The organism is Buchnera aphidicola (Brachycaudus tragopogonis), from assembly GCF_964059175.1.
GTDB lineage: Bacteria > Pseudomonadota > Gammaproteobacteria > Enterobacterales > Enterobacteriaceae > Buchnera > Buchnera aphidicola_BM.
In genome coordinates this window covers 379867-403710 of sequence record NZ_OZ060418.1, presented here as the reverse complement: position 1 = coordinate 403710, position 23844 = coordinate 379867, and the positions used below count along the sequence as shown (strand labels likewise).

20 protein-coding genes are annotated in these 23844 nt (G+C 23.8%); 5 read left to right on the top strand and 15 right to left on the bottom strand.

The annotated features are described in order from the left end of the window. Positions 1 to 18: 18 nt before the first annotated feature. Positions 19 to 951, top strand: coding sequence for a rhodanese-related sulfurtransferase (locus AB4W64_RS01875; protein ID WP_367677809.1), 933 nt, complete (start codon positions 19 to 21; stop codon positions 949 to 951). 34 nt (positions 952 to 985) lie between these two features. Here AB4W64_RS01875 and AB4W64_RS01870 read toward each other — a convergent pair whose 3' ends face one another. The 3 genes from AB4W64_RS01870 to pyrD all read right to left on the bottom strand — a co-directional run bounded on the left by AB4W64_RS01870 (position 986) and on the right by pyrD (position 6068). After that, a complete protein-coding gene (locus AB4W64_RS01870; protein ID WP_367677808.1) occupies positions 986 to 2824 on the bottom strand; it encodes an ATP-binding cassette domain-containing protein in 1839 nt (612 codons plus the stop codon). A gap of 24 nt (positions 2825 to 2848) precedes the next feature. Beyond that, positions 2849 to 4951: a bifunctional 23S rRNA (guanine(2069)-N(7))-methyltransferase RlmK/23S rRNA (guanine(2445)-N(2))-methyltransferase RlmL gene (gene rlmKL, locus AB4W64_RS01865; protein WP_367677807.1), complete on the bottom strand. Its 2103-nt coding sequence runs from the start codon at positions 4949 to 4951 to the stop codon at positions 2849 to 2851. A 103-nt stretch (positions 4952 to 5054) separates the two neighbouring features. Continuing rightward, positions 5055 to 6068, bottom strand: a complete 1014-nt coding sequence (gene pyrD, locus AB4W64_RS01860; protein ID WP_367677806.1) for a quinone-dependent dihydroorotate dehydrogenase — start codon at positions 6066 to 6068, stop codon at positions 5055 to 5057. A 211-nt stretch (positions 6069 to 6279) separates the two neighbouring features. On the opposite strand from pyrD, the gene pncB reads away from it, so the two are divergent. From pncB to AB4W64_RS01845, 3 genes are all read left to right on the top strand, one after another. Continuing rightward, the gene (pncB, locus tag AB4W64_RS01855) at positions 6280 to 7482 is read left to right on the top strand and encodes a nicotinate phosphoribosyltransferase (RefSeq protein WP_367678295.1); all 1203 of its coding nucleotides are present in this window, start codon (positions 6280 to 6282) and stop codon (positions 7480 to 7482) included. A gap of 135 nt (positions 7483 to 7617) precedes the next feature. After that, on the top strand, positions 7618 to 9018 hold the full coding sequence (gene asnS, locus AB4W64_RS01850; RefSeq protein ID WP_367677805.1) for an asparagine--tRNA ligase: 1401 nt from the start codon (positions 7618 to 7620) through the stop codon (positions 9016 to 9018). Between the two features lie 140 nt (positions 9019 to 9158). Beyond that, on the top strand, positions 9159 to 10292 hold the full coding sequence (locus AB4W64_RS01845; protein ID WP_367677804.1) for a porin: 1134 nt from the start codon (positions 9159 to 9161) through the stop codon (positions 10290 to 10292). A gap of 274 nt (positions 10293 to 10566) precedes the next feature. On the opposite strand, the gene AB4W64_RS01840 is transcribed toward AB4W64_RS01845, so the two are convergent. From AB4W64_RS01840 to rluC, 11 genes are all read right to left on the bottom strand, one after another. After that, positions 10567 to 11118: a hypothetical protein gene (locus tag AB4W64_RS01840; RefSeq protein ID WP_367677803.1), complete on the bottom strand. Its 552-nt coding sequence runs from the start codon at positions 11116 to 11118 to the stop codon at positions 10567 to 10569. A 67-nt stretch (positions 11119 to 11185) separates the two neighbouring features. Then, a complete protein-coding gene (locus AB4W64_RS01835) occupies positions 11186 to 11530 on the bottom strand; it encodes a histidine triad nucleotide-binding protein (RefSeq protein WP_367677802.1) in 345 nt (114 codons plus the stop codon). Positions 11531 to 11549: 19 nt separating this feature from the next. Beyond that, positions 11550 to 12992 carry a PTS glucose transporter subunit IIBC gene (gene ptsG, locus AB4W64_RS01830; protein ID WP_367677801.1) on the bottom strand — a complete coding sequence of 481 codons (1443 nt, stop codon included), beginning with the start codon at positions 12990 to 12992 and terminating at the stop codon, positions 11550 to 11552. A 124-nt stretch (positions 12993 to 13116) separates the two neighbouring features. Beyond that, positions 13117 to 13923, bottom strand: coding sequence for a TatD family hydrolase (locus AB4W64_RS01825; RefSeq protein WP_367677800.1), 807 nt, complete (start codon positions 13921 to 13923; stop codon positions 13117 to 13119). Positions 13924 to 13955: 32 nt separating this feature from the next. After that, a complete protein-coding gene (locus tag AB4W64_RS01820; protein WP_367677799.1) occupies positions 13956 to 14948 on the bottom strand; it encodes a DNA polymerase III subunit delta' C-terminal domain-containing protein in 993 nt (330 codons plus the stop codon). Continuing rightward, positions 14945 to 15583, bottom strand: a complete 639-nt coding sequence (gene tmk, locus AB4W64_RS01815) for a dTMP kinase (protein ID WP_367677798.1) — start codon at positions 15581 to 15583, stop codon at positions 14945 to 14947. Before tmk ends, AB4W64_RS01820 begins: the two co-directional genes overlap by 4 nt. 97 nt (positions 15584 to 15680) lie before the next feature. Next, positions 15681 to 15920, bottom strand: a complete 240-nt coding sequence (gene acpP / locus AB4W64_RS01810) for an acyl carrier protein (protein ID WP_367677797.1) — start codon at positions 15918 to 15920, stop codon at positions 15681 to 15683. Between the two features lie 61 nt (positions 15921 to 15981). Beyond that, positions 15982 to 16716 (bottom strand): 3-oxoacyl-[acyl-carrier-protein] reductase, encoded by a 735-nt coding sequence (fabG, locus tag AB4W64_RS01805; RefSeq protein ID WP_367677796.1) that lies wholly within the window; start codon positions 16714 to 16716, stop codon positions 15982 to 15984. Continuing rightward, complete coding sequence (gene fabD / locus AB4W64_RS01800) at positions 16709 to 17659, bottom strand: ACP S-malonyltransferase (protein ID WP_367677795.1); 951 nt, start codon at positions 17657 to 17659, stop codon at positions 16709 to 16711. The genes fabG and fabD overlap by 8 nt, the downstream gene beginning before the upstream one ends. Positions 17660 to 17868: 209 nt before the next feature. After that, positions 17869 to 18033, bottom strand: coding sequence for a 50S ribosomal protein L32 (gene rpmF, locus AB4W64_RS01795; protein WP_367677794.1), 165 nt, complete (start codon positions 18031 to 18033; stop codon positions 17869 to 17871). Positions 18034 to 18126: 93 nt separating this feature from the next. Continuing rightward, positions 18127 to 19071 carry a 23S rRNA pseudouridine(955/2504/2580) synthase RluC gene (rluC, locus tag AB4W64_RS01790; protein WP_367677793.1) on the bottom strand — a complete coding sequence of 315 codons (945 nt, stop codon included), beginning with the start codon at positions 19069 to 19071 and terminating at the stop codon, positions 18127 to 18129. Between the two features lie 318 nt (positions 19072 to 19389). Here rluC and rne point away from each other — a divergent pair, with 318 nt between their 5' ends. After that, positions 19390 to 22113, top strand: coding sequence for a ribonuclease E (gene rne / locus AB4W64_RS01785; protein WP_367677792.1), 2724 nt, complete (start codon positions 19390 to 19392; stop codon positions 22111 to 22113). A gap of 98 nt (positions 22114 to 22211) precedes the next feature. On the opposite strand, the gene AB4W64_RS01780 is transcribed toward rne, so the two are convergent. Beyond that, on the bottom strand, positions 22212 to 23840 hold the full coding sequence (locus AB4W64_RS01780; protein ID WP_367677791.1) for a FlgK family flagellar hook-associated protein: 1629 nt from the start codon (positions 23838 to 23840) through the stop codon (positions 22212 to 22214). Positions 23841 to 23844: the final 4 nt, after the last annotated feature.

Genomic DNA, 23844 nt, shown 5'->3' with positions numbered 1-23844 from the left:
AAAATAAAAGGTATTTTAATGTCTATTTTACATAATATTATTTGCAAAAAAAAATTAAAGAATAATATGTTATATGAAAAAGAACCTCGTTTAACATTGTCTTTTTATAAATATTTTTCTATTAAAAATCCTCAAGAATATAGAGATAAAATTTATAGAAATTTTTATAAAAATGATGTTTTAGGAAGAATTTATATAGCTTATGAAGGCATTAATGCTCAAATAAGCGTTCCTGTAAAAAATTATTTTTTTATAAAACAATTTTTATATCAATTACATTCTGTGTTAAATAATTTACGTATTAATAAATCATTAAACAACAAAAAATCTTTTTGGATGCTTTCCGTTAAGGTAAGAAAAAAAATTGTAGAAGATGGAATTACAGATCCTAATTTCAATCCTGATGATGTTGGTGTTTACATAAAATCAAGACAAGTTAATATGATGTTAAACGATACAAAAACAATATTTATTGATATGAGAAATTCTTATGAGTATGCGATTGGTCATTTTGAAAAAGCAATTGAAATTAAAAGTTTAACTTTTAGAGAACAGTTAAAAAATGTAATTAGATTAATGGAACATGCTAAAAATAAAAGAATTGTAATGTATTGCACAGGTGGTATTCGTTGTGAAAAAGCGACTGCTTGGATGCGTTTTAATGGTTTTAAATTTGTATATCATTTAGAAGGAGGTATTATTGGTTACGTACATGATGCTAGAAAAAATGGACTACCAGTTCTTTTTAAAGGAAAAAATTTTGTATTTGATTATCGTATGAGTGAAAAAGTTTCAGAAGAAATAATATCATCTTGTTCTCAGTGTAATAATCTTTCGGATAGTTATATTAATTGTAAAAATAATGCATGTCATCTTCTTTTTATTCAATGTAAAAATTGTGCAATTGCTTTTAATAATTGTTGTTCTTTAAATTGCATGAAGAAAATTTAATTTAAATTACCATATATAATAATCTAAAAATATTTTATGTTTTGTTTTTTATATTAATATTTTCTAAATTTTCCCAATATATTAATGTTTCTTTTAGTTTTTTTTCTTCTTGCATTAATTGTTTTAAAACTGGCAGTTTCTCGTCTATTTTTTTTTTAAAAAAACATGGGTGATTGATTGTATTTTGCAATTTTTTAATATCAGATTCTATTTTTTCTATTTTGATTAATGTAATCTGCAATTCTTTTTTAATTTTGTTATTATTTGCATTTTTTTTACTATTAACATTTAATTTGTTTTGTTTTATTTTTTTATATTTTATTTCTTGTATTAGATAATTTTTTTCTTTTTTTAGAGAGTCATAATTACCGATATGAGTCGTAATTGATCCATTTTTTTTAAATAACCAACATTTATTAACTGTATTATTAACAAATTTTTCATCATGGCTAACTATTAAAACGGTTCCTTTATAATCGATAACAATTTTTTCTAATAATTCTAGTGTATCTAAATCTAGATCGTTAGTTGGTTCATCTAGAATTAAAACATTACTAGGTTGTAAAAATATTTTTGCTAAAAGCAATCTATTACATTCACCACCAGATAGTGTCTTTACAAAAGATTTTAATTGATTAGGTTTAAAAAGAAAATTTTTTAGATATCCTATTAAATGCTGTTCCTTTCCGTTAATAATGATCGTTTCTTTTCCATAAGATATATTATCTATAATAGATTTATTTGGATCTAATATAGATCTATTTTGATCAAAATATGATATTTTTAATCCTGTACTTTTATAAATATGTCCATTTTGTGGGGTTTTTTCTCCTATTAAAATTTTTATCATAGTACTTTTTCCACATCCATTATTCCCAATCAATGCTATTTTATCACCATGTTGAATTATTGATGAAAAATTTTTTACAATAAATTTATTTTTTATCAAAAAAGTTATATTATCTATTTCAAAAATTATTTTTCCCAAATGATTATTAGATTGATTGATTTTTATATCAGTTAATTTTTCTATTTGTGTATAATTATGATATTCTTTTCGTAATAATTTTAAATTTTTCACCCTACCTTCATTTCTAGTAGAACGTGCTTTAATACCTTTTCTAATCCATTTTTCTTCTTTTTCAAGATTTTTATCGAATATTTTTTTTTGAATTTTTTCGATGCGATTACTATCATTTTTTAATTTTATAAAATTTTTATAATCTCCTGGCCAAGAAATTAATTTTCCTCGATCTAGGTCCACAATACGTGTAGATACATTTTGAATAAAATTTCTATCATGTGATACAAATAATATACTCCCATTAAATTGTTTTAAAAATTTTTCAAGCCATTTAACTGTTTTCATATCTAAATGATTGGTTGGTTCATCAAGTAACAGTACATCGGGTTTTCCTATTAGAGCACGACTTAATGCTACCTTTCTTAATAAACCTCCAGATAGTTCAGATAACAAAATATTTTTTTTTAATTGAATTAATTCAATTGTTTTTTCTATTTCTATAATTTGATTTATATTTAATTTTTTTTTAATTAAAGAGATATTATAATTTTTTTCTTGTTTTATTTGACTATTGTTAAATCCTGAACTAAGAAAATCATATATAGAAACATTAATATTTATAGGATTTTCTTGTTTTAAATAAGATATTTTTATATTTTTTCGGTAAATTACAAGACCATGGTCTAAGTCTTGTTTTTTATTAATAATTTTTAAAATAGTTGATTTTCCAGTTCCATTTTTACCAATTAAACATATTCTTTCATGTGGATTAATATGAAGTGTACTATTTTTTAAAATATTTAAATTACTAAATGATAAACATGCATCTTTAATTTGAATTAGAGGCATAAATTTTTTCTGTCCTTATATTTATTAGGCATGTTTTATTAACCAGGAATGAAAAATATTTGAATTATTTAAATGATCTTTACATTGTGTTTTTTCCGTAATATTTTTTGCATATAATTTTATTTTTTCAAGAGAATCAATATTAATGTTAAAATTACGCGTAGAACTTGAAAAAATAATATTACCATTATACCGCAAAGTGCTTTTTAAATATCTCATTAGAATAAGATAATCTCTTTTTAAATCAAAAGATTTTTTCATATTTTTTGAATTGGAAAAAGTTGGTGGATTGATAAATATAAGATCAAATTTTTTATTATTTTTTTGTAACCAATTTAGGCAATCTGCTTTAATAAAATTATGATTAGAACCATTTAAATTATTAATAGACATATTTCGAATCGACCATTCTATATAAGTATTAGATATATCTACACTCGTTGTACTGTTAGCTTTTCCTAATCCAGCATAAACGCTAGCAGTTCCAGTATATGAAAATAAATTTAAAAAATCCTTACCTGGTGACATGACTCCTAATAATTTTCTGATAAGTCGTTTATCTGAAAATAATCCAGTATCTAAATAATCTACTAAATTAACTAGAAATTTTGCATTATATTCTTTAATTATAATAAAACTATTGCTGTCAAATAATTTTTTATATTGTGTTTTATTTTTATTTTTTTGTCTAATTTTAAATATTATATTATTAATATCAATAGATAATATTTCTTTTGCGTAATAAATAGCATGACATAATCTTTTGTGTGATTTTTTACAATTTATTAATTTAGGAGCTTTATATTCTTGAATAACTAGCCATTTACTATAAATATCAACTATTATATTATAATTCGGTAAATCAGCGTTATATACACGAAAACATTCTATTTTTTCCCGAATAGTCCATTTTTTTAATTTATTAAAATTTTTCTTTAATCTATTGCTATATTCATTATCTTCTATATTTAATTTGTTTGAGAAAATAGTATAATTTTTTTGAATGCAATTTAATGCTCCATTTTTTAAAATATATTCTTTATCTGATTGCATTTGCAAAAAATTTAATAAAAATTTTGATGAACTAAAAATAGATAATTTCCAATTTTGAAAATATCTTTTCGATGATACTCCTAATTGTATATATAAACCTACAAGTTGACTTTCAGTTTGCTGTCTTTCTCCATATGGTGGATTACTTAATATTATTCCAATTGTTGCAATACTATAAACATTTTTTAAGTCATTTAAATTTTGTGTAAAAAATTTTATTATTTTTGATAAACCTGCATTCGATGCATTTATTTTAGCGTTTTCTATAACTGTAGGATTATAATCATATCCTATAAAATGATTTTTTAAGCATTTTTTTATGCCTATTTTAAATCTTTTTTCTGCTTCTTTAACAACATTTATCCATACATTTTTATTATATTTTTTCCATGACTCAAAACCCCATTTTAATCTTTTTAATCCAGGTGCTCTATCGCAAGCTATCATGGCAGCTTCAATTAATAATGTTCCTGATCCACACATTGGATCTATCATAGGAATACTATTATTCCATTCTGAATTTAATACAATTGCAGCTCCTAAGTTTTCTTTAATAGGAGTAGAATGGGAATTTTTTCTATATCCTCTTTTATTTAAAGCTGGTCCACTTAAATCCAACATGATATGTATTGTATTATCATTAAATAAAAATGATTTAATACGAATATCAGGATTGATAGGATTAATATTGGGACGTGCTGAGTATGTTTTATTAAACTGATCAACAATGGCATCTTTTATTATCAGTGCTCCAAATAAACTATTACGAATAATATTATTAATTCCTTTAAAATTAATTAAAAAGGTATTTTTTACGCAAAATATTTTAGTCCAATTGATGCTATATATATTAGAATAAAGTTCTTCCTTGTCAGATATTTTAAATTTTTTTATACATAAAAAAATACGAGAAGCTATGCGACTCCACATTAAACTTTTATATAATAGTAATTCATTTGCTTCAAAATAAATGCCTCCATTGATTACATTTAATTTTTTTGCTCCTATAAATAGGAGTTCTTTTTCTAACAATTTTTCAGTGCCAAAATTTGTACTTGCAAATAAATAGTGCATTTTTTTATAATTAATTTAATTAAGTTAAATGTGAAATTTAATATGAAAAATATTTGTTTTTATTGCATCTATAAAATTTTATATTTTAAACTAATACAATTTTTTATATATTTTCAATAATTTTTCTAATAAGATACGGTCCATGATATACTAATCCAGAATAAATTTGTATCAAGGTAGCACCTGATTGAATTTTTTCTTGTGCTGAATCTATAGAATTAATGCCTCCAACTCCAATAATAGGAATTTTTTTTTGTAAATATTTTGATAATAATAAAATAACATTAGTGCTTTTTTTCTGTAGAGGCAATCCGCTAATTCCTCCTTCTTCTAAACTATGTTTGTATCCTGATATTAGCGAACGGTCTAATGTTGTATTGGTAGCAATTACTCCATCGAGTTTATATTCAATTAATTTTTTTGAGATGTATTTTAATTCTTTTTTTGAAAGATCTGGTGAGATTTTAATTGCTATAGGAACATATTTAAAATATTTTTTATGTAACTCTGCTTGTTTATTTTTTATATTATATAGCAATTCATTTAGAATTGTTCCATGTTGTAGAGTTCTTAAATCAATAGTATTAGGTGATGAAATATTAATAGAAATGTAACTAGCATAGTTATAAATTTTTTCTATACATACTAAGTAATCATTTATTGAATTTTTAATACTAGTATCTCTATTTTTTCCAATATTAACTCCTAAAATTCCTTTAAAATGAGATTTTTTTATATTTTTAATTAAATTATCTATTCCAAGATTGTTAAATCCCATTCTGTTAATTATTCCTTCCATTTGAGTTATTCTGAACAACCTAGGTTTAGGATGACCATATTGAGGTAAAGGGGTAACAGTACCTACTTCAATAAAACCAAACCCCATTTCTGATAAACAGTTTATATATTCACCATTTTTATCTATTCCTGCTGCTGTTCCTAGTTTGTTACTGAAATTTAAACCCATACATTTAATGTTTTGTGATGATTTGTTCTTGTAAAAGCAGATTTTTTTTAATATTTGAGCTTGTTTAAAATTAAGACATTTTAATACAAAGATGTGAGATTTTTCGGGGTCTATTAAAAATAACAGTTTACGAATTAAATAATAAAACATTATAATTCCTTTTTAATATAAAGTAAAATTCCATAACAATTGACATCAAACATCTTATAGAAAGATTATTTTTGAAAAGTTAATTACTTTCTTATTTATGTTGTTTTTTATAAAAAATTAAAAAATTTTTTATACAATTTAAATATAAAATTATATAATATTTTAGTTATCATATATGAAAAAAGAGTATAATAAAAATATAAAATATATTATGAAACGATATGATTATCCAATAGTAAAAACTTTACTTGACACTGACGCATATAAACTTCATATGCAACAAGCTATTTTTTATAATTATAAGAATGTAGATGTAGTCGCAGAGTTTATTTGTAGAGGAGATAATTTTTTAGGCTGTTATTCTCATGTTTTATTAGAACAAATTAGCATGATGAGATCTTTATCTTTAAGTCATGAAGAATATATTTATATGAACTCTTTTCCATTTTTTAAACAAGAATATTTACATTGGTTGAAAAAATTTCGTTATAATATTTCACAAGTGAAAATAAATAATTATCAAGGACAATTACACATTCGTATAAGTGGATTATGGAAAGAAGTAATATTATGGGAAGTTCCTATATTAGCATTAATTAGTGAAGTATTTCATAGTAACTTTTCTCCCAAAATAAGTTCTAAAAATGCTATAGAACATTTAGATTTAAAATTAAAAAATTTTTTTCATTACACTAAATATATAGATTTATCTCATTTAAAGATTGTTGATTTTGGTACAAGAAGAAGATTTTCTTATGATGTACAATATTCTATTGTTAAAAGGTTAAAAGAAAAATTTCCTTTTCTAATTGGTTCAAGTAATTATCATATAGCAAGAATATTAAATTTATCACCAGTAGGAACACAAGCTCATGAATGGTTTCAAGCACACCAACAAATTAGTTCTAATTTAAAAAAAAGTCAAACTTTAGCATTGCAAAAATGGTTGGATCAGTACGGAAGTCATTTAAGTATTGCATTAACAGATTCTATTACTATGGACGCCTTTTTACGTGACTTTAATTTATTTTTTACTTCTTCTTATAAAGGGATCAGACATGATTCAGGCGATCCAGTAAAATGGGGTGAAAAGGCTTTACAACATTATGAAAAATTAGGAGTAGATCCTGGTACTAAAACATTATTATTTTCAGATAACTTGAATTTCAAAAAAATTATTTCTCTTTATAAAAAATTTAGTCGTAGGATTAACGTTGTTTTCGGAATAGGAACAAAATTAACCTGTGATATTCCTTATGTTAAACCATTGAATATTGTAATTAAATTAACAGAATGTAATGGAAAACCTGTTGCAAAAATATCTGATAGTCCAGGTAAAACATTTTGTTCAGATAAAAATTTTTTAAAAATTTTATATAATGTTTTTGATATACCATCAAGAAAACAGATCTAATTTAGATTGTATAAAAATTTTGTTATAAAAAAAATAGCACTGATATTTTTTTAAATAAAAATTAACAATTTTTTTATTAGAAAAATTATTTTTATAAGAAACTATTTTAAATATAAGTATAAAAGGAAAGATTTTATGAATACAGTATCAATATCAGATATATATAAAGATGATATTATAGTAAATACTTCCATTACTGTCTGTGGATGGGTTCGAAACCGCAGAAATTCAAAATCTGGCTTTTCTTTTATTACAATTTATGATGGTTCATGTTTTTATTCGATACAAGTAGTTGCGAATAATTCTTTATCTAATTATTATAAAGAAATATTACATTTAACAATTGGATGTTCTGTTATTCTTACTGGAATATTAATATTATCAATTGGAAATCAACAAAAATATGAAATTAAAGCGACACAAATTAAAATTTTAGGATGGATAGAAAATCCGGATACTTATCCGATATCTGCTAAGAAACATAGCGTAGAATACTTAAGAGAAGTAGCTCATTTACGAGCAAGAACTAATTTAATTGGTGTAATAGTACGAATTAGAAATCATGTATTACAAGCATTACATTGCTTTTTACAAAAAAATAATTATTATTGGGTTCCTACACCTATTATCACTGGTTTAAATACTGAAGGTGCTGGAGAAATGTTTCGTGTTTCAACACTAGATATGAACAACATTCCTAAAAATAAAGATGGTTCCGTTGATTTTAAAAAAGATTTTTTTGGTAAAGAATCTTTTTTAACTGTTTCGGGACAACTTAATATAGAAACGTATGCTTGTGCCTTATCTAGAGTTTATACTTTTGGTCCTACATTTCGTGCAGAAAATTCTAATACGAGTCGTCATTTAGCAGAATTTTGGATGCTAGAAGTAGAGTCAGCTTTTACAAGTTTAAATGATATATCAGATTTTGTTGAGCATATGTTAAAATATGTTTTCAAATCTCTTTTACAAAATTGTATGCCAGATATTAATTTTCTTAAAAGTTATATTGATAATGATATTGTTATTCGTTTGAAACAATTTTTACAAACAAATTTTGTACGTATAAATTATTTAGATGCTATAAATATTTTGTTAAACTCTAACATTAAATTTAAAAAATCTGTTTTTTTTGGTGTTGATTTAGCTTCTGAACATGAGCGTTTTCTTGTAGAAAAACATTTTAAAGTTCCTGTAATTATTAAAAATTATCCTAAGGAACTAAAAGCTTTTTATATGAGATTAAATGATGATAAAAAAACTGTTTCAGCAATAGATTTATTAGTTCCAAATATTGGAGAACTAATAGGTGGTTCACAACGAGAAGAACGACTTTCTATTTTAGATGAACGTTTGTTAGAATTAGGATTAAAAAAAGAAGACTATTGGTGGTATAGAGATCTTCGTCGATACGGTACAGTTCCACATTCAGGTTTTGGGATGGGTTTCGAACGACTAATATCTTATATTACTGGAGTTTCAAATATACGAGATATTATTCCATTTCCACGTACTGTAAAAAATTCTCATTTTTAATTTTGTTTTTTGTAATATTCATTAAGTCAGTTTTTGAAAATTGAATAGGAATATTCAATCTATAACAATAATAGTTGTTTTATCTGAATTTAAATTCATATTTATTGCAATTAAATTTACTAAAAAGGTAGCATAAAATTATGATAAATCGTAAATCTTTAGCAATAGTAATACCAATATTATTAGCTGCTAGTAATGGAGTTAATGCTTTAGAAATTTTTAATAAAAATGGTAATAAATTAGAGTTGCACGGTAGTATGAATCCTAATCATGAATTATCTCATGGTTTTTTGTCTAAAACGATTAACTCTCATCATGATAATACAAACGCTATTTTAGGTTTATCAGGAGAAGTAAACATTAGTGATGAACTATTAAGTTATGCAAATATTGAATATAAAACGTATGTTAATGCTCCAGAAGAATTTTTAACTACACAAAAAACTAATGCTGTGCGTTTAGGATATGCTGGTTTTAAGTATGGTAATTGGGGTTCAATAGATTATGGTCGTAATTATGGAATTTTACATGACGCGCAATTATTAACTAATCATATACCATATATTACTCAAGATAGTATTTTTTCTTATAATGATAATTATATGTTAGGAAGAAATAATAGTTTACTGACTTATAGAAATAATAATTTTTTTGGTTTATTAGATGGAATTAGTATTGGACTTCAATATGCAGATCAAGTGAAAAACAAACAAGATAATCAAAAAAATAGTTCTGCCTGGGGTGCATCTTTAAAATATGAAACTGACGTAGGACTTACTGCTGTAGGTTCTTTTTTCTCTTCCGAAAAATTAAAGTCTGATAAAAAAGAAGCTCTCAATTCCGTAGATGCATATGGATTAGGTTTTAAGTATGATGCAAATGATATATATATTGCAGCTTTTTATGGTGTAGGAAGTAATTTAACACCATTTGATCTTCATGAAAAACAAGACGGATCTACTGAAAAATCTGTAGGTAAAATAGAAAATATTGAAGCTATTGCAGAATATAATTTTCACTCTGGATTTCATCCTTCTTTAAGTTATTTAGATTCTAAAGGACAAATAAATTCAAGTATAGTAAATACATCTAATAATAACGCTTTTGAATTAGCAAAACAAATTAATATTTCTACTCGTTATGAATTTAATAAAAATATTTCTACTTATATGAATTATAAAATTAATTTATTAAAGAGTAATAATGATTATGTTAAAAAAAATAATATTTCTACAGACAATGTTCTTGGTGCAGGAATAGTTTATCAATTCTAATATCTTTATAAAAGATAATATTTTTTCTTTAATATTAAAAATATTATATAATTTTTTTAATCATTAAGAGTTAGAACTTTCTACTGAGTTATAAATAGCACAATCTATTTTTTATATGTTAAAAAATAATATAGTGTTTTAACTATATACATTTCAGTAGAAAGAACTGCTCTTATTAAAAATAAGATATATTCGTGAAGGATGTAGAATTTTCTTTATGCTATGATAGTTGTAGATATGAAAAAACATTTTATTTTGAATTTTTTTAATAGTATTACTCGTAAAACCTTTCTATTTGTGAAAATACTATTTCTCCGGTTTTAACCAGTGTTAATTGTATTTTTAATAAAAAAAAATTTTTTTCTTCATCAAGACAACTGTAAAGATAATATTTCACATTATTGTTTCTAGATAATAAAATAGCAGTGCTGGTATTTATTGAATCTTTTATATTTAAAATTCCTAATTTTTTTTTATTTTCATTAATTGTTTTGTTGTCAAAAAAATAAACATGATTAGTATGTTTAGAAATTTCATTTTTTATTAAATTTGTTAATTTTTTTGTGTCTATAGTAGAGTGAGATTTATTTTTTAATATATCTACAAAAAACAATATTTTATTATCAACTGATACATCATTTAATGATAATAAATTTAAAATAATTTTTTCTAAGGCACAATTAAAATTCAATGAAATATTTTTTGATTTTTGTGAAAAAAAATTTAAACTTTTTATTTTTACGAGAGTTTTTTCTAGATGATTAGAAAATGAACAACCAGTTATAAAAATTATAGTCAAAAATATACATATTAAATATTTACTCAAATATCATCCTTTAATTTAAAATAGAGAAATTTTTTTCATATATAAATATTTTATTAAGTAATAATTATTAATATAATGAATTTAATTTTTTTCCGCCTAATAAATGCATATGAAGATAATTTATTTCTTGTCCTCCATTCTTATTACAATTAACAATTATTTTATATCCTTCTTTACTAATTTTTTTTTGTTTAGCAATTTTTATAGCAATAGAAAACATATGTGCTAAAATGTCTTTGTTTTTTTCATTAATCTCATTTAATGATGAAATAAAAATATTAGGTACAATTAATATATGCACTGGAGCTTTAGGATTTATATCTTTAAATGCTGTCACTATTGTATCTTGATAAATAATATTTTCTGGTGTTTTTTTATTAATGATGTCTTGAAAAAGTGATTCATGTTTCATGATAAAAAATTCCTTTATTTTAAGATATAATGTTTTTTTTTATATATATATCTATAGCAGTTTTAATATTTTCAGATCTAGTACCAAAAACAGCTTGTATTCCTGATCCTGATATAATTATTCCTGCTGCGCCAAGATTGTGTAAATCTTCTTTATTCACTTGTTTGATTTCAAAAACAGTAATTCTCAGTCTAGTAATACATGCATCTAAATTTTTAATGTTATTTTTTCCACCTAAAGCTTGAACAATATATGGTGCTATTTCAATATTGCTTTTTGACAAGATAGTATTTTTATTTTTTTCTCGCCCTGGTGTATTTAAATCAAAACGAGTTATTAATAAATAGAAAATACTATAGTATAGTAATCCATAAAGTATACCAATAATTGGAAAGAAAAATATATGATGACTATTTCCACTTAATACTATAAAATCTATAAATCCATGTGAAAAGCTTGTTCCTGCTCGCATGTCTAAAAAAATGCATAAAGGAAAAGATAATCCAGCTAAAATAGAATGAATAACATATAATACTGGTGCTACAATAATAAATGAAAATTCAATTGGCTCAGTAATACCTGTTAAAAAAGCAGTTAATGCTGCCGAAACCATAATACTACCTATTTTACTTTTATTTTCTTTTTTAGCAGAATGCCAAATTGCTAAAGCAGCGCCAGGTAAACCATACATTTTAAAAATGAAACCTCCTGATAAATTTCCCGCTGTAGTGTCTCCAGCCATATATCGTGCAATGTCTCCATGAAATACTTGTCCTGCGGCATTAGTATATTCTCCAATTTGCATTTGGAATGGTACATTCCATATATGATGTAAACCAAATGGTACTAATGCTCTTTCTACTAATCCATAAAGTCCAAAAGCAAGAATGGGATTTTGATAAGCAGCCCATTGAGAAAAAATTTGAATACTATGTCCAATAGGAGGCCATATTATAGATAATATTAATCCGATAAATATTGCAAATAATCCTGAAATAATAGGTACGAATCTTTTTCCAGCAAAAAAACCTAAGTATTCAGGTAATTGGATACGATAAAATTTGTTAAACATATATGCTGCAATTGCACCTGAAATAATACCTCCTAGTATACCAGTATCAGCAAGATGCTTATTTTGAATAACATCAATAGTAGTATGCAAAATTATTGGTTCGACTACAGATAATGTTTGTATTAAAATACCATAAGCAACCACTGCAGCTAAAGCTGCAACACCATCATTGTTAGTAAAACCAAGAGCTACACCAATTGCAAAAATTAAAGGCATATTACTAAATACAGAACCTCCTGTTTGAGCCATTATTTGAGAAATAATATCAGGTAATAAACTAAAGTGAGCAGATCCTATGCCAAGCAATATTCCTGCAATAGGTAGTACAGAAACAGGCAACATTAGTGATTTGCCAATTTTTTGGAGATTGGCAAATGTGTTTTTAAACATATTAAAACACTCCTAAATATATTGTATATATAATACGTTTTTTATTTCAATGTTTTCTTTCTTTAAAGAAAAGAAATTAAAATTAAAATTTTTTTTTAAATTCAACAAGTTTGTTACAAAGTTATCATAAAATTTTTTGTACATTAAATAATGTATAAAAGTTTTTTCTTGTAATTTTTGATATTTTTTCTACGTTTTCTTTTTTTAATATAGAAATTTTTTTTGCTATTTCAAATAAATATGAAGGTTGATTTTCTTTTCCTCGATAGGGAACAGGTGATAAATATGGTGAATCTGTTTCTATTAATAAACGTTCTAATGGTATTTTTTTTAATGTAGTTTCTAACTCTCCAGAGTTTTTAAAAGTAATAATTCCAGAAAAAGAAATATAAAAACCTATATCTAATAATTTACGTGCTGAATTATAATTTTCAGTAAATGAATGTAATATTCCCTGGCATTTTTCTGCTTTTTCTTCTTGTAGTATTTTTATAGTATCATCGATGGCATGACGAGAATGTACTATAATTGGTTTTTTTAATCTTATTGCAGCTCGAATGTGTTCTCTAAAAAATTTTTTTTGAATATTTTTATTGTCAGATGAATAGAAATAATCTAACCCGGTTTCCCCTAGTGCTATTACGCGTTCATCAGAAGACAAATCTTCTATTTTTTTAAAAATACTTTTTATTGTATAAAAATTAATCAATTCTTTTTCACAATTTAAAGGATGAATTCCACAAGAATAAAAAATTGAAATGTATTTTTGACATAAATTTTTGATTTTATAAAAATTATTTATAGAAGTTGATACAGTTAAAAATTGTTTTACATTATTATTAAATGATTTATTTAATACATCTTCTATATTTTTATGTAATAAATTATAATTTAATCGATCAATATGACAATGTGAGTCAATCAAGAACATAATTTAATCTCTTTTTTATTTGTATCACTTTATTATGTTTGTAAAAATTCTATATTTAATATTTTTTCCCATTTTAGCAGTTGTTCTAATAATAACAATTCATGATTAATTCCAGATATTTGTATTAGTCTGTATTGACATTTCATCCAAGTACGAATACTAATATCTAAAATAACATGTGTATAATTAAAAGAAAGAAATTGAATTAATTTTATTTGATCAAGATTTATTAAATGTTTTTTTTGATTTAAATTAAATTTAATAGAATCTAAGAGTAAAAAACATATCCAATTAATTTGAATTGTACTATTTTTTTTATTTAGTTTTGGTAAAATATTTAATAGATTTTTATTTTTAAAAGCATTAAACAAACATTTATAAAAATTTATTCTTTCTATCCATATTTCTCCATTAATAAATTTTTTTGCAGATATAGGCAGGCCTTGATTAATTCGTAATGCAGTTAAACATGATCTGTTTTTTTTATCTGTATTGTTTTTTAACCAATTTAAACTATCTTTCTCATCTGGAGCAAATAATTGATATATTAGACAACGACTATTCAATGTGGAATGTAAATTTAAATTTTTATAATCAACTAGAAAAAACCAAGTTCTTTTTGGAGGCTCTTCTAATGTTTTTAAAAAAGCATTAGCTGCTGATTCTGTCAATTTTTCAGTATCAGGTAAAAAAATTATTTTAGATCCACCCTGTCGTGAACATGTAAATATTTTTTCATTAATAATACGTATATAATCAATATTAAAAAAATTATTTTTTTCAGATTGAAAATAATACCAATCTGGATGACTTTTAAAAGACATTAATTTACATCCATGACATTCATTGCAAAATTTTGTTCCTACAGGTTTAAGACACAAAATCCATCTACTAATAAACCAAATTAATAAAGATACTCCTATTCCTCGTTGTGTTTTAATCAAAACAGCATGATGAGCTTTTTTTTTTATATGTTGTTGAACAATATTATTGTATGGTTTTATTAGCCAGGGATATAATTTCATATATTTTTTTTCTGAAGCCAATTTGATATTTTTTTTTCAATATTCTTATTAACAGTATCAATGTTTAGATTAGCGTTAATCTTAATTATTTTTTTATCTAATGATATGTTTTTTAAATAAATCTTTCTAGTTTTTTTAAAAAAGTTTAAACTTCTGCATTCAATACGATCTAATGTATTTCTTTTTAATGCTCTTTTTAGACCAATTTTTGGAGCTACATCTAAATAAACAGTTAAATCTGGAACAAAATCTTTTAAAAATAAATTTTTTAATTGAGATATTATTTTTTTTTTAATACCTAATCCACCACCTTGATAAGCTAAAGAAGATAAATCATGACGATCAGAAATGACCCACATGCCATTTTTCAATGCTGGTTTAATTATTTTTTTAACTAATTGTATTCTTGCCGCATATATTAATAATAATTCTGTTTCTTTAGTTAATTCGTCTGAGTCAAATTTATTTTTTATTAATTTTCTAATTTTTTCTGCAATAGGTGTACTACCTGGTTGACGTACTAATATTATGTTTTTAATGTTTTTTTGATTTAATGTATTTTTAATACACATACTAGCATTAGTTTTACCTGCGCCTTCTAATCCTTCGATTACAATAAATTTATTATTTTTCATTTTTTTATTTTTAACAATTTATTGATATAATTTCAATTATATCTAATTTGTACTAGATTATTTTTTATAAAAATAAATAGATGAATAATTTATTCTTTTATTTTGATACACGATTTTTAACATAATCAATTGATTGTTGTATGGTATTGATTGTTTCTGCTTCTTCGTCTGATATTTCAATATTAAATTCCTCTTCTAAAGACATAATTAACTCTACTATATCAAGAGAATCGGCACCAAGATCATTAACAAAAGAAGCAGTGTTAAAAATTTCTTCTTCTTTTATATCTAATTTTTCAGTAATTATTTTTTTTATACGTTTTTCGATATTGTTCATATTTAAAATATTCCATTTTATTTTGATATAAGATTGTATAAATTAATAAGAGATAAGAATATTATATCATATACATACCACCATTTATATGTAATGTATGACCTGTAATATAAGATGCTTTTTCTGAAGCTAAAAATGCTACAGCATGAGCTACTTCTTCAGTGTTTCCTGGTCTTTTCATAGGTATTTGAGATAAATATTTTTGATACTGTGTTGTATTTAATGTGCTTGTGAAATCTGTTTGAATAAAACCTGGTGCAACAATATTGACAGTAATACCTTTAGATGCTACTTCTAATGCTAGCGATTTATGGAATCCTATAAGTCCTGATTTTGAACTACTATAATTAACTTGTCCTTTATTTCCGGTATAAGCAATGATAGAGCTAATAGTAATAATTCGTCCTTTTCTTTTCTTGATCATAGGACGAATTACTGATTTTACAAGATAAAATATTGATGTTAAATTTATTTGAATTACTTTTTCCCATTCTGTGGAATTCATACTAACTAATAATTTATCTTCTTTTATTCCTGCATTATTAATCAGTATATCAATAGGATATTTTTCTTCACAAATGTTTTGTATTATCTTTATAATTGTGTTGCTATTTTTTAAATTTAAAATAAAACCAAATCCGTTCTCTTTTGCATAATTATTAATTATATCGACGCCATTTTGTGTAGTAGATGTACCAATAATTTGTATACCTTTTGTAATTAGTTTTTTTGCGATGGCCTTTCCTATCCCACGATTCGCACCTGTAATTAATGCAGTTTTTTTGTTTTTATTCATTAATTCCTTTGTTAATTGTTTGAAATGTTATTAAAAAATTTTTTAAATTGTTTGTGCTTAATGAAATAATCTTTTTGTTTTTTTTATTTAAGTTAGTTAATATTTTATTAGGTCCTATTTCAATCATGGTAAAAATTTGTTTTAATTGTATTAAATCTATAATTTCTTTCCATCTAACTGTACTATACATTTGCTTAATTAATGCATTTTTAATTTTATTACTAGATTTTTCAATTTTTACATCAACATTATTAATTATTGGAATTTTTGGTTTTTTTATAGTAATAACTTTTAATATATTTTTTAATTTTTCAGCTATTGGTTGCATTAATTTAGAATGTGCAGGTATATTAATATTTAAATTAAATACATGTCGAGCACCCAACTTTTTACAGTATTCACTAACTTTATATACAGCAGATTTGTCACCAGAAATAACGCTTTGATTATAAGAATTTACACTTGCTAAAGATACTACTTTTTTGCTTGAAGCCATAAAACATGCTTTTTTAACTATTTTTTGGTCTATATTAATAATTGCTTGCATTAAACTTGGACGGTTTATAGTTATTTTTTGCATCAATATACCTCGCAGAAAAACAATTTTTAATGCATCAGAAAATTTTATTGAATCAGAGCATACAAGAGCAGAATATTCTCCAAGGCTATGTCCAGACATTAATGATGGAGGTCTTCCATTTTTATTATGCCAGAGACGATATATTGATACAGATGAAGTCAATATTGCTACCTGAGCATATTTGCTTTGATTTAGTTTTTTATGAGGTCCTTCTTCTATCAATTTTAATAAATTAAAACGAATATAATGAGATGCTTCGTCAAAGGTATATTTAAATATATTATTATTTTTGTACAAAAATGAAGATAACATACCTATATATTGCGCACCTTGTCCTGGAAATAACATTGCAAAAAAGGTCATTATAATTACCTTATTTTAACGATATAGGATAAGACAATATCATTATAGATTTTTTTTATCTTTTTTACGTTTTTAAAAATATAAAAATATATGTATATTTTCAAAATTGATTTATTTAATTATATAAAAAATATTATTTAAATTTAAAATAAAAGTGGTTTTTTATAAAAAATAGTGCTTGTTAAATAAGCACTATTTTTTGAATTTTTTTAAATAACTTTTTTGCCTTTATAATAACCATTAAGAGTAATATGATGTCTGATATGAGTTTCTCCAGAAAATTTATCTATAGATAGAGTTGGTTCTGTTAAAGAATCATGAGCACGTCTCATTCCTCTTTTAGAACGAGTAGGTTTATTTTTTTGAACAGCCATATTATTTTTTCTCTTTTAAATGTATTAAAACAATTAATGTATTAGAATGAATATAAAAAATATTTTTTTTTAAATAGAAATATTTTTGATAAACTATATTATAGTATTTAAGATCATTTTAAAATCTGAATCTAAAGGTGCTTTTATACAAATTTCTTTACCATTTTTAGGATGAATAAAATGAATTACAGATGAATGTAGTAAGAGTCTGTTAATATTAGTTTTATTTTTTATATTATTATCTAAACTATTTTCCCCATAACGTTTATCAAATAATATAGGGTGTCCGATATGTGCAGTATGTACACGAATTTGATGTGTTCGACCAGTTTTTGGTACAATTGAAAGTAAAGTTGATGAAGAGAATCGTTTTTTTATTGTAAAATAAGTTTGTGAAGGTTTACCAATAGAGTCTACTAAAACTTTTCTTTGTTTATTGTGTAATTTTGTTTTTAATAGAGGTTCGGTAATTTTTTTGATTTGAAAGGGCCAAGCACCATGTACTAATGCTATATATTCTTTTTTAATTTTTTTTTCTCTTAATTGTTCATGTAGAAATGTTAAAGATACGCGTTTTTTTGCTAATATTAAAACACCTGATGTTTCACGATCAATACGATGAACAAGTTCAAGAAATTTATCTAGTGGACGCAACTTTCGGAAATATTCTATAACTCCAAAATTTAGTCCACTTCCTCCATGTACTGCTATTCCTGAAGGTTTATTAATAATTAATAAATCGTTATCTTCATATAAAATGCTATTTAATAAAACTGTAGCATGTTCTAAGGGAAAAAAAGTATTTTTTGAATAATATGATAACCTTATCGGTGGAATTCTCAGCATATCTCCAATTTTTAACTTATAATGTGGTGATATTCTTTTTTTATTAATTCGAATTTTACCTGTTCTAATAATTCGATAAATCATGCTTTTAGGTATATTTTTAAATCGACTATGCATGAAGTTATCTAATCGTTGATTTATCATGTTTTCGTTAATATATATAATAGATACCGGTAGAATTTTGTATTTCATTAAAAAAATCTCTATTTTTCGTTAATTTTTTTAATTTTTATTTATTATAATATAATTATTGATATAAATATATTAATTAAATTTATTACTATTAAAATATAGTATTAAAAATTTTTTAAAAAATATATTTTGTATATATACTAATTTTTTATGTATTTATATTTTGAAATTCTTTTTATTTAAATTTTTTATAAAAAACTTATTTTTATAGGTATTTCAAATAAAAGTCATAATATGATAATAAATTATTTTTTTTACAGTTTATATTTCCTGTTGATGTATTTACTTATTTATAAAAATAAGAGAGAAAAAGTTATAATGAAAAGAATGTTAATTAATGCGACTCAACAGGAAGAGTTGCGTGTAGCTCTTGTTGATGGTCAACGTTTATATGATCTTGATATAGAAAATTCTGGATCAGAACAAAAAAAATCAAATATATATAAAGGAAAAATTACTCGAATTGAACCTAGTCTAGAAGCTGCATTTGTAGATTATGGTGAAGAAAAACATGGTTTTTTACCACTAAGGGAAATCTCTAAAAATTATTTTCCAGAAAAATATGTCAATAATTCACGTTTAAATATTAAAGATGTTTTAGAAGAGGGTCAAGAAGTTATTATTCAAATAAATAAAGAAGAACGAGGTAAAAAGGGTGCAGCTTTAACTACCTTTATTAGTTTGGCAGGAAGTTATTTAGTTCTTATGCCGAATAACCCTAAATCTGGTGGAATATCGAGAAGAATTGAAGGAAATGATAGAATACTTTTAAAAGAATTATTATCTTCTTTACAATTACCTGAAGATATGAGCTTAATTATTCGAACTGCTGGTGCAGGAAAATCGATAGAATCTTTAAAATGGGATTTATCACTGAGATTGCAACATTGGGAAACAATTCAAATAATAGCTAAAAATCGAACAGCACCATTTTTAATTCATCAAGAAAGCAATGTCATTGTACGAGCTTTTAGAGATTATTTACGTCAAGATATTGGAGAAATTTTAATTGATAATCCTGAAATATTAGATATTGCTCGTGAACATATTACTTTTTTAGGACGTCCAGATTTTATTAATAAAATTAAATTATATACTGGAGAAATACCACTTTTTAGTTATTTTCAAATTGAAACACAGATAAATTCTGCTTTTCAAAGACAAGTAAGATTGCCTTCTGGTGGTTCAATTATGGTTGATACTACAGAAGCATTGACTGCTATTGATATTAACTCTGCTCGTTCTACAAGTGGTATGGATATTGAATCTACAGCATTCAATACTAATATCGAAGCAGTGGATGAGATTTCTCGTCAATTACGTTTAAGAGATTTAGGAGGCTTAATTGTAATTGATTTTATAGATATGACACCTATCAGTCATCAGAAAGCGGTTGAAAATAGATTGCGTGAAATTACACGTGAAGATAGAGCACGTATTCAAATTGGTCAGATTTCTAAATTTGGATTATTAGAAATGTCTAGACAAAGATTGAGTTCTTCTTTAGGTGAATCTAGTCATCATATTTGTCCAAGATGTACAGGAACAGGGACTATTAGAGATAATGAGTCGTTGTCTTTATCGATTTTGCGTCTGATTGAAGAAGAAGCTCTTAAAGAAAATACTTATCAAGTACATGCTATTGTTCCTATAGAAATAGCTTGTTATTTATTGAATGAAAAAAGAGATGCAGTACATGCTATTGAAAAACGTCAAGCTGGAGGAAAAACTATTATTGTTCCTAGTAAAAATATGAAAACTCCACATTATTCTGTTTCTAGAATAAGAAAAGGTGAAAACATAAATTCAATGAGCTATGCTCTTTCTACTACTCGAAAAAGAAAAGTTATACATATTTTAAAAGAAAATGAAATTGAAAAAAAAGAAAAAAAAACGTTGCATTTAAAAAATTCGAATATTTTTAATCATCATGTAAAAAAAATAAAAAAAGAAAAAAATTTTCAAAAAAATAATTGTGATAATCAAAGTGTAAGATTATTTAATAACAATTTTATTTTTAAAATAATATCCTGGATAAAAAGTTCTTTTTTAATCAAAAATATTTTAATGACACGCAAAGTTATTAAAAAAAATAGTGTTCAAAGTAAAAATAAAATTTATTTAAAAAAAAAACATCATGCTGGTAATAAAAAAAAGACAAGAACATTATCAGAATCATTTGAAAAAAAAGATATATCTTTAGATAATGCTAGAGAAAAAAAATATAATAAATTAAATGTTATTAGTAACAACTTTAATAATTTTTATTTAAAAGATTTAAATTCAAAAATTATGAAAAATAATTATGCTTTTTCTTTAAAAAAATTTAATAACTGTAATAAAAAAAATAATATTAACGAAAAAAAAATTTTAAAAAAAAATGTTTTAAATGAATTGAATAGAAAAAATATCATTAATAATGGTATATTTTATCGAGATTGTGAAAAACCTAAAATATTAAAAAACGAGATTATCAACAATATTTTTTTAAATACTTATCCTATGCAATTTCCTATATTTGTGATGTCTTCAGTTTTTTCATCAGAGTTGTCTTTAAGTAAGTTGTGGATTCAAGATCCTATTTTTTTATTAAATAAAACAAAAAAAAGTAAAAAAAATAGTTTTAGGAAAATATCGAATATACCATCTATTTTAGAAAAAAAACATTTTATTCAAAATCAAATATTTTTAGAAAAAAAATTGGAAAATAAAGTAGTCAATAATTGTAATTCTACAATCAAAAAAACAACAACTATAATTCATCCCTACAAAAAATATAAAAATTTGAATGCAATTAAAAAAAATAAAAAATATAAATATAAACTGATTTTTCAAGAAAAAGATGTATTAATATCTAATAAAAAAAATCAATCAAGCGCTCCAGTAACAAAAATTTCTGAAGATACGTTCTTAAAAGAAAATAATAAAAATATTGATTCTAATTCTTTTTTAATGCGATTAAATATTAAGATAAAAAAATCTGCGGGGGCGCATTCTGCAACAAATTTTTCTTATTCTCCTGCTGCTAAACCTAAAATATAATTGTAATAGTATGTATTAATATTTTTATACTTGTAAAAAATAAAAACTTACTTTAAAGTAAGTTTTTATTTTTTAAAAATATAATTATATTATGTTTTTTAGCTATAGCAGTCAATTATTTCATTAAAGATACGTTCTGCTGTTTGTAAAACTTTTACATTGGCAAGGTAACATTCTTGTTCATAGTTTAAATCTAGATAGTCTTTTTTGGCATCATTAGACATTGAAATTTTTTTATCACGTAGTATTCCTATCATATTTTTTTTAAAAGGGAGTTCTTCTTCAAGCAAATTACATTTGTAGGCTATTGCTTTAGAGAATTTTTGATAAGATTCATCAAGAGTGTCTTGATGGTTTACTAAAATTTCTTTGTGAATGTTTTTAATCGGCATATTAATATTAGTACTTTGATAATTAATTTTATTGTTTGAGGTAAATAAAAATGGTTCATCGTCATCGATTAATAATTCTAGTTTTTCTAATGTTTTAGAATATGGCTTAATCATGTAAATATCACCGTCATCATTCTTACCTTGTATTGCAAATTCGATACCATCAAAAGTAATTAATAAATTATTGTTTTCTTTACGTATATTAGGTTGTACAAAAGAATCATCTGATAGTCTTTTTACTGACCAATTATTATTTTTTAAAAACACAACGTAATCAGTATCTTTAGAATTACTAGTAGAAACCCATTTTGCAGATGTTATAGGAGATGAGTGATTAGTAGAACTAGCTATAACTTCTGGATTGCTAATATTAAAAAATTGTTTACCAATATGACCAAATACATCTTGTCCTAAGATATTGTATGAATTGATACTATCAGCAAAATTCACTGTTAGTTGACCAATTCTATTTCTTGCATGAGTTAATTCTTCTTTTCTAAATTTAAGAAGAGCACCTAAAGAAGCACTTGGTATCATATCCTCTATTTTTTTTACTCTTTTTTCATTATTATCGATATATCCTACACTGATGTATCTATCATCAGATTTAGAGGTTAAAGGAATTAAGTTTTGTTTTTGATTGTTATCTATAATACATATTCCATTATTTAAATAAACTTTATAACTATCTTCACCTTTAACCACTTTAACTCCAACTAAATCATTTAGTTCATCTACTAAATTATCTCTTTTATCAATGAAACTTTGAACTCTGTTTGGTAATTTCAAAACAGGAAAATAACGAATGTCTATAGTGGCATCATGAATTTCATCAATTAATGTATTAACTTTTTGTAGATTGTTAATGACGGATTCTTTAATATCTTTTTCTAAAAATTTTAATTTTCTGTCAAAATCTTTTAATGCAGAAATAATCTTGTTTGATTTTTCTTTGACATTATGATTGATTATATTATTTTTATTAATAACATCATTATCTATTTGTTCATATAGAGCATTGATTAATTCATTAAAAATATTTGATTTTTCGCATAGTAAATCTTCTAATTTAAGTAATTGTTCAATTTTAGTTTGTTCATCTTGAACTTGTACATTGGTTTTTCTTTTTTCTTCTGTAATAAAATCATTATAGTTATCATATATTTCTTGGACTTTTACTGTAGTATTGAAGTCAGAATCTTGCATAGTATTTTCTAAAAAAATACGGTTTTCTATATTTTTTTCAGCGGGATGATTGATTTTATCAGTAGTATTGTTAATCAAAATTCTCATTGCATTTATACCAGAAATAGCGGTATCTAATATAGAACTCATTTTT

Bases quoted from the DNA above. Each gene is read 5' to 3' on its own strand.
- acpP (WP_367677797.1), bottom strand. From the start codon at position 15,920: ATGAACAATATCGAAAAACGTATAAAAAAAATAATTACTGAAAAATTA.
- ptsG (WP_367677801.1), bottom strand. From the start codon at position 12,992: ATGTTTAAAAACACATTTGCCAATCTCCAAAAAATTGGCAAATCACTA.
- AB4W64_RS01845 (WP_367677804.1), top strand. From the start codon at position 9,159: ATGATAAATCGTAAATCTTTAGCAATAGTAATACCAATATTATTAGCT.
- AB4W64_RS01820 (WP_367677799.1), bottom strand. From the start codon at position 14,948: ATGAAATTATATCCCTGGCTAATAAAACCATACAATAATATTGTTCAA.
- AB4W64_RS01835 (WP_367677802.1), bottom strand. From the start codon at position 11,530: ATGAAACATGAATCACTTTTTCAAGACATCATTAATAAAAAAACACCA.
- rluC (WP_367677793.1), bottom strand. From the start codon at position 19,071: ATGAAATACAAAATTCTACCGGTATCTATTATATATATTAACGAAAAC.
- AB4W64_RS01875 (WP_367677809.1), top strand. From the start codon at position 19: ATGTCTATTTTACATAATATTATTTGCAAAAAAAAATTAAAGAATAAT.
- rpmF (WP_367677794.1), bottom strand. From the start codon at position 18,033: ATGGCTGTTCAAAAAAATAAACCTACTCGTTCTAAAAGAGGAATGAGA.
- AB4W64_RS01870 (WP_367677808.1), bottom strand. From the start codon at position 2,824: ATGCCTCTAATTCAAATTAAAGATGCATGTTTATCATTTAGTAATTTA.
- AB4W64_RS01825 (WP_367677800.1), bottom strand. From the start codon at position 13,923: ATGTTCTTGATTGACTCACATTGTCATATTGATCGATTAAATTATAAT.
- pncB (WP_367678295.1), top strand. From the start codon at position 6,280: ATGAAACGATATGATTATCCAATAGTAAAAACTTTACTTGACACTGAC.
- fabD (WP_367677795.1), bottom strand. From the start codon at position 17,659: ATGACCTTTTTTGCAATGTTATTTCCAGGACAAGGTGCGCAATATATA.
- rne (WP_367677792.1), top strand. From the start codon at position 19,390: ATGAAAAGAATGTTAATTAATGCGACTCAACAGGAAGAGTTGCGTGTA.
- AB4W64_RS01780 (WP_367677791.1), bottom strand. From the start codon at position 23,840: ATGAGTTCTATATTAGATACCGCTATTTCTGGTATAAATGCAATGAGA.
- tmk (WP_367677798.1), bottom strand. From the start codon at position 15,583: ATGAAAAATAATAAATTTATTGTAATCGAAGGATTAGAAGGCGCAGGT.
- pyrD (WP_367677806.1), bottom strand. From the start codon at position 6,068: ATGTTTTATTATTTAATTCGTAAACTGTTATTTTTAATAGACCCCGAA.
- asnS (WP_367677805.1), top strand. From the start codon at position 7,618: ATGAATACAGTATCAATATCAGATATATATAAAGATGATATTATAGTA.
- rlmKL (WP_367677807.1), bottom strand. From the start codon at position 4,951: ATGCACTATTTATTTGCAAGTACAAATTTTGGCACTGAAAAATTGTTA.
- fabG (WP_367677796.1), bottom strand. From the start codon at position 16,716: ATGAATAAAAACAAAAAAACTGCATTAATTACAGGTGCGAATCGTGGG.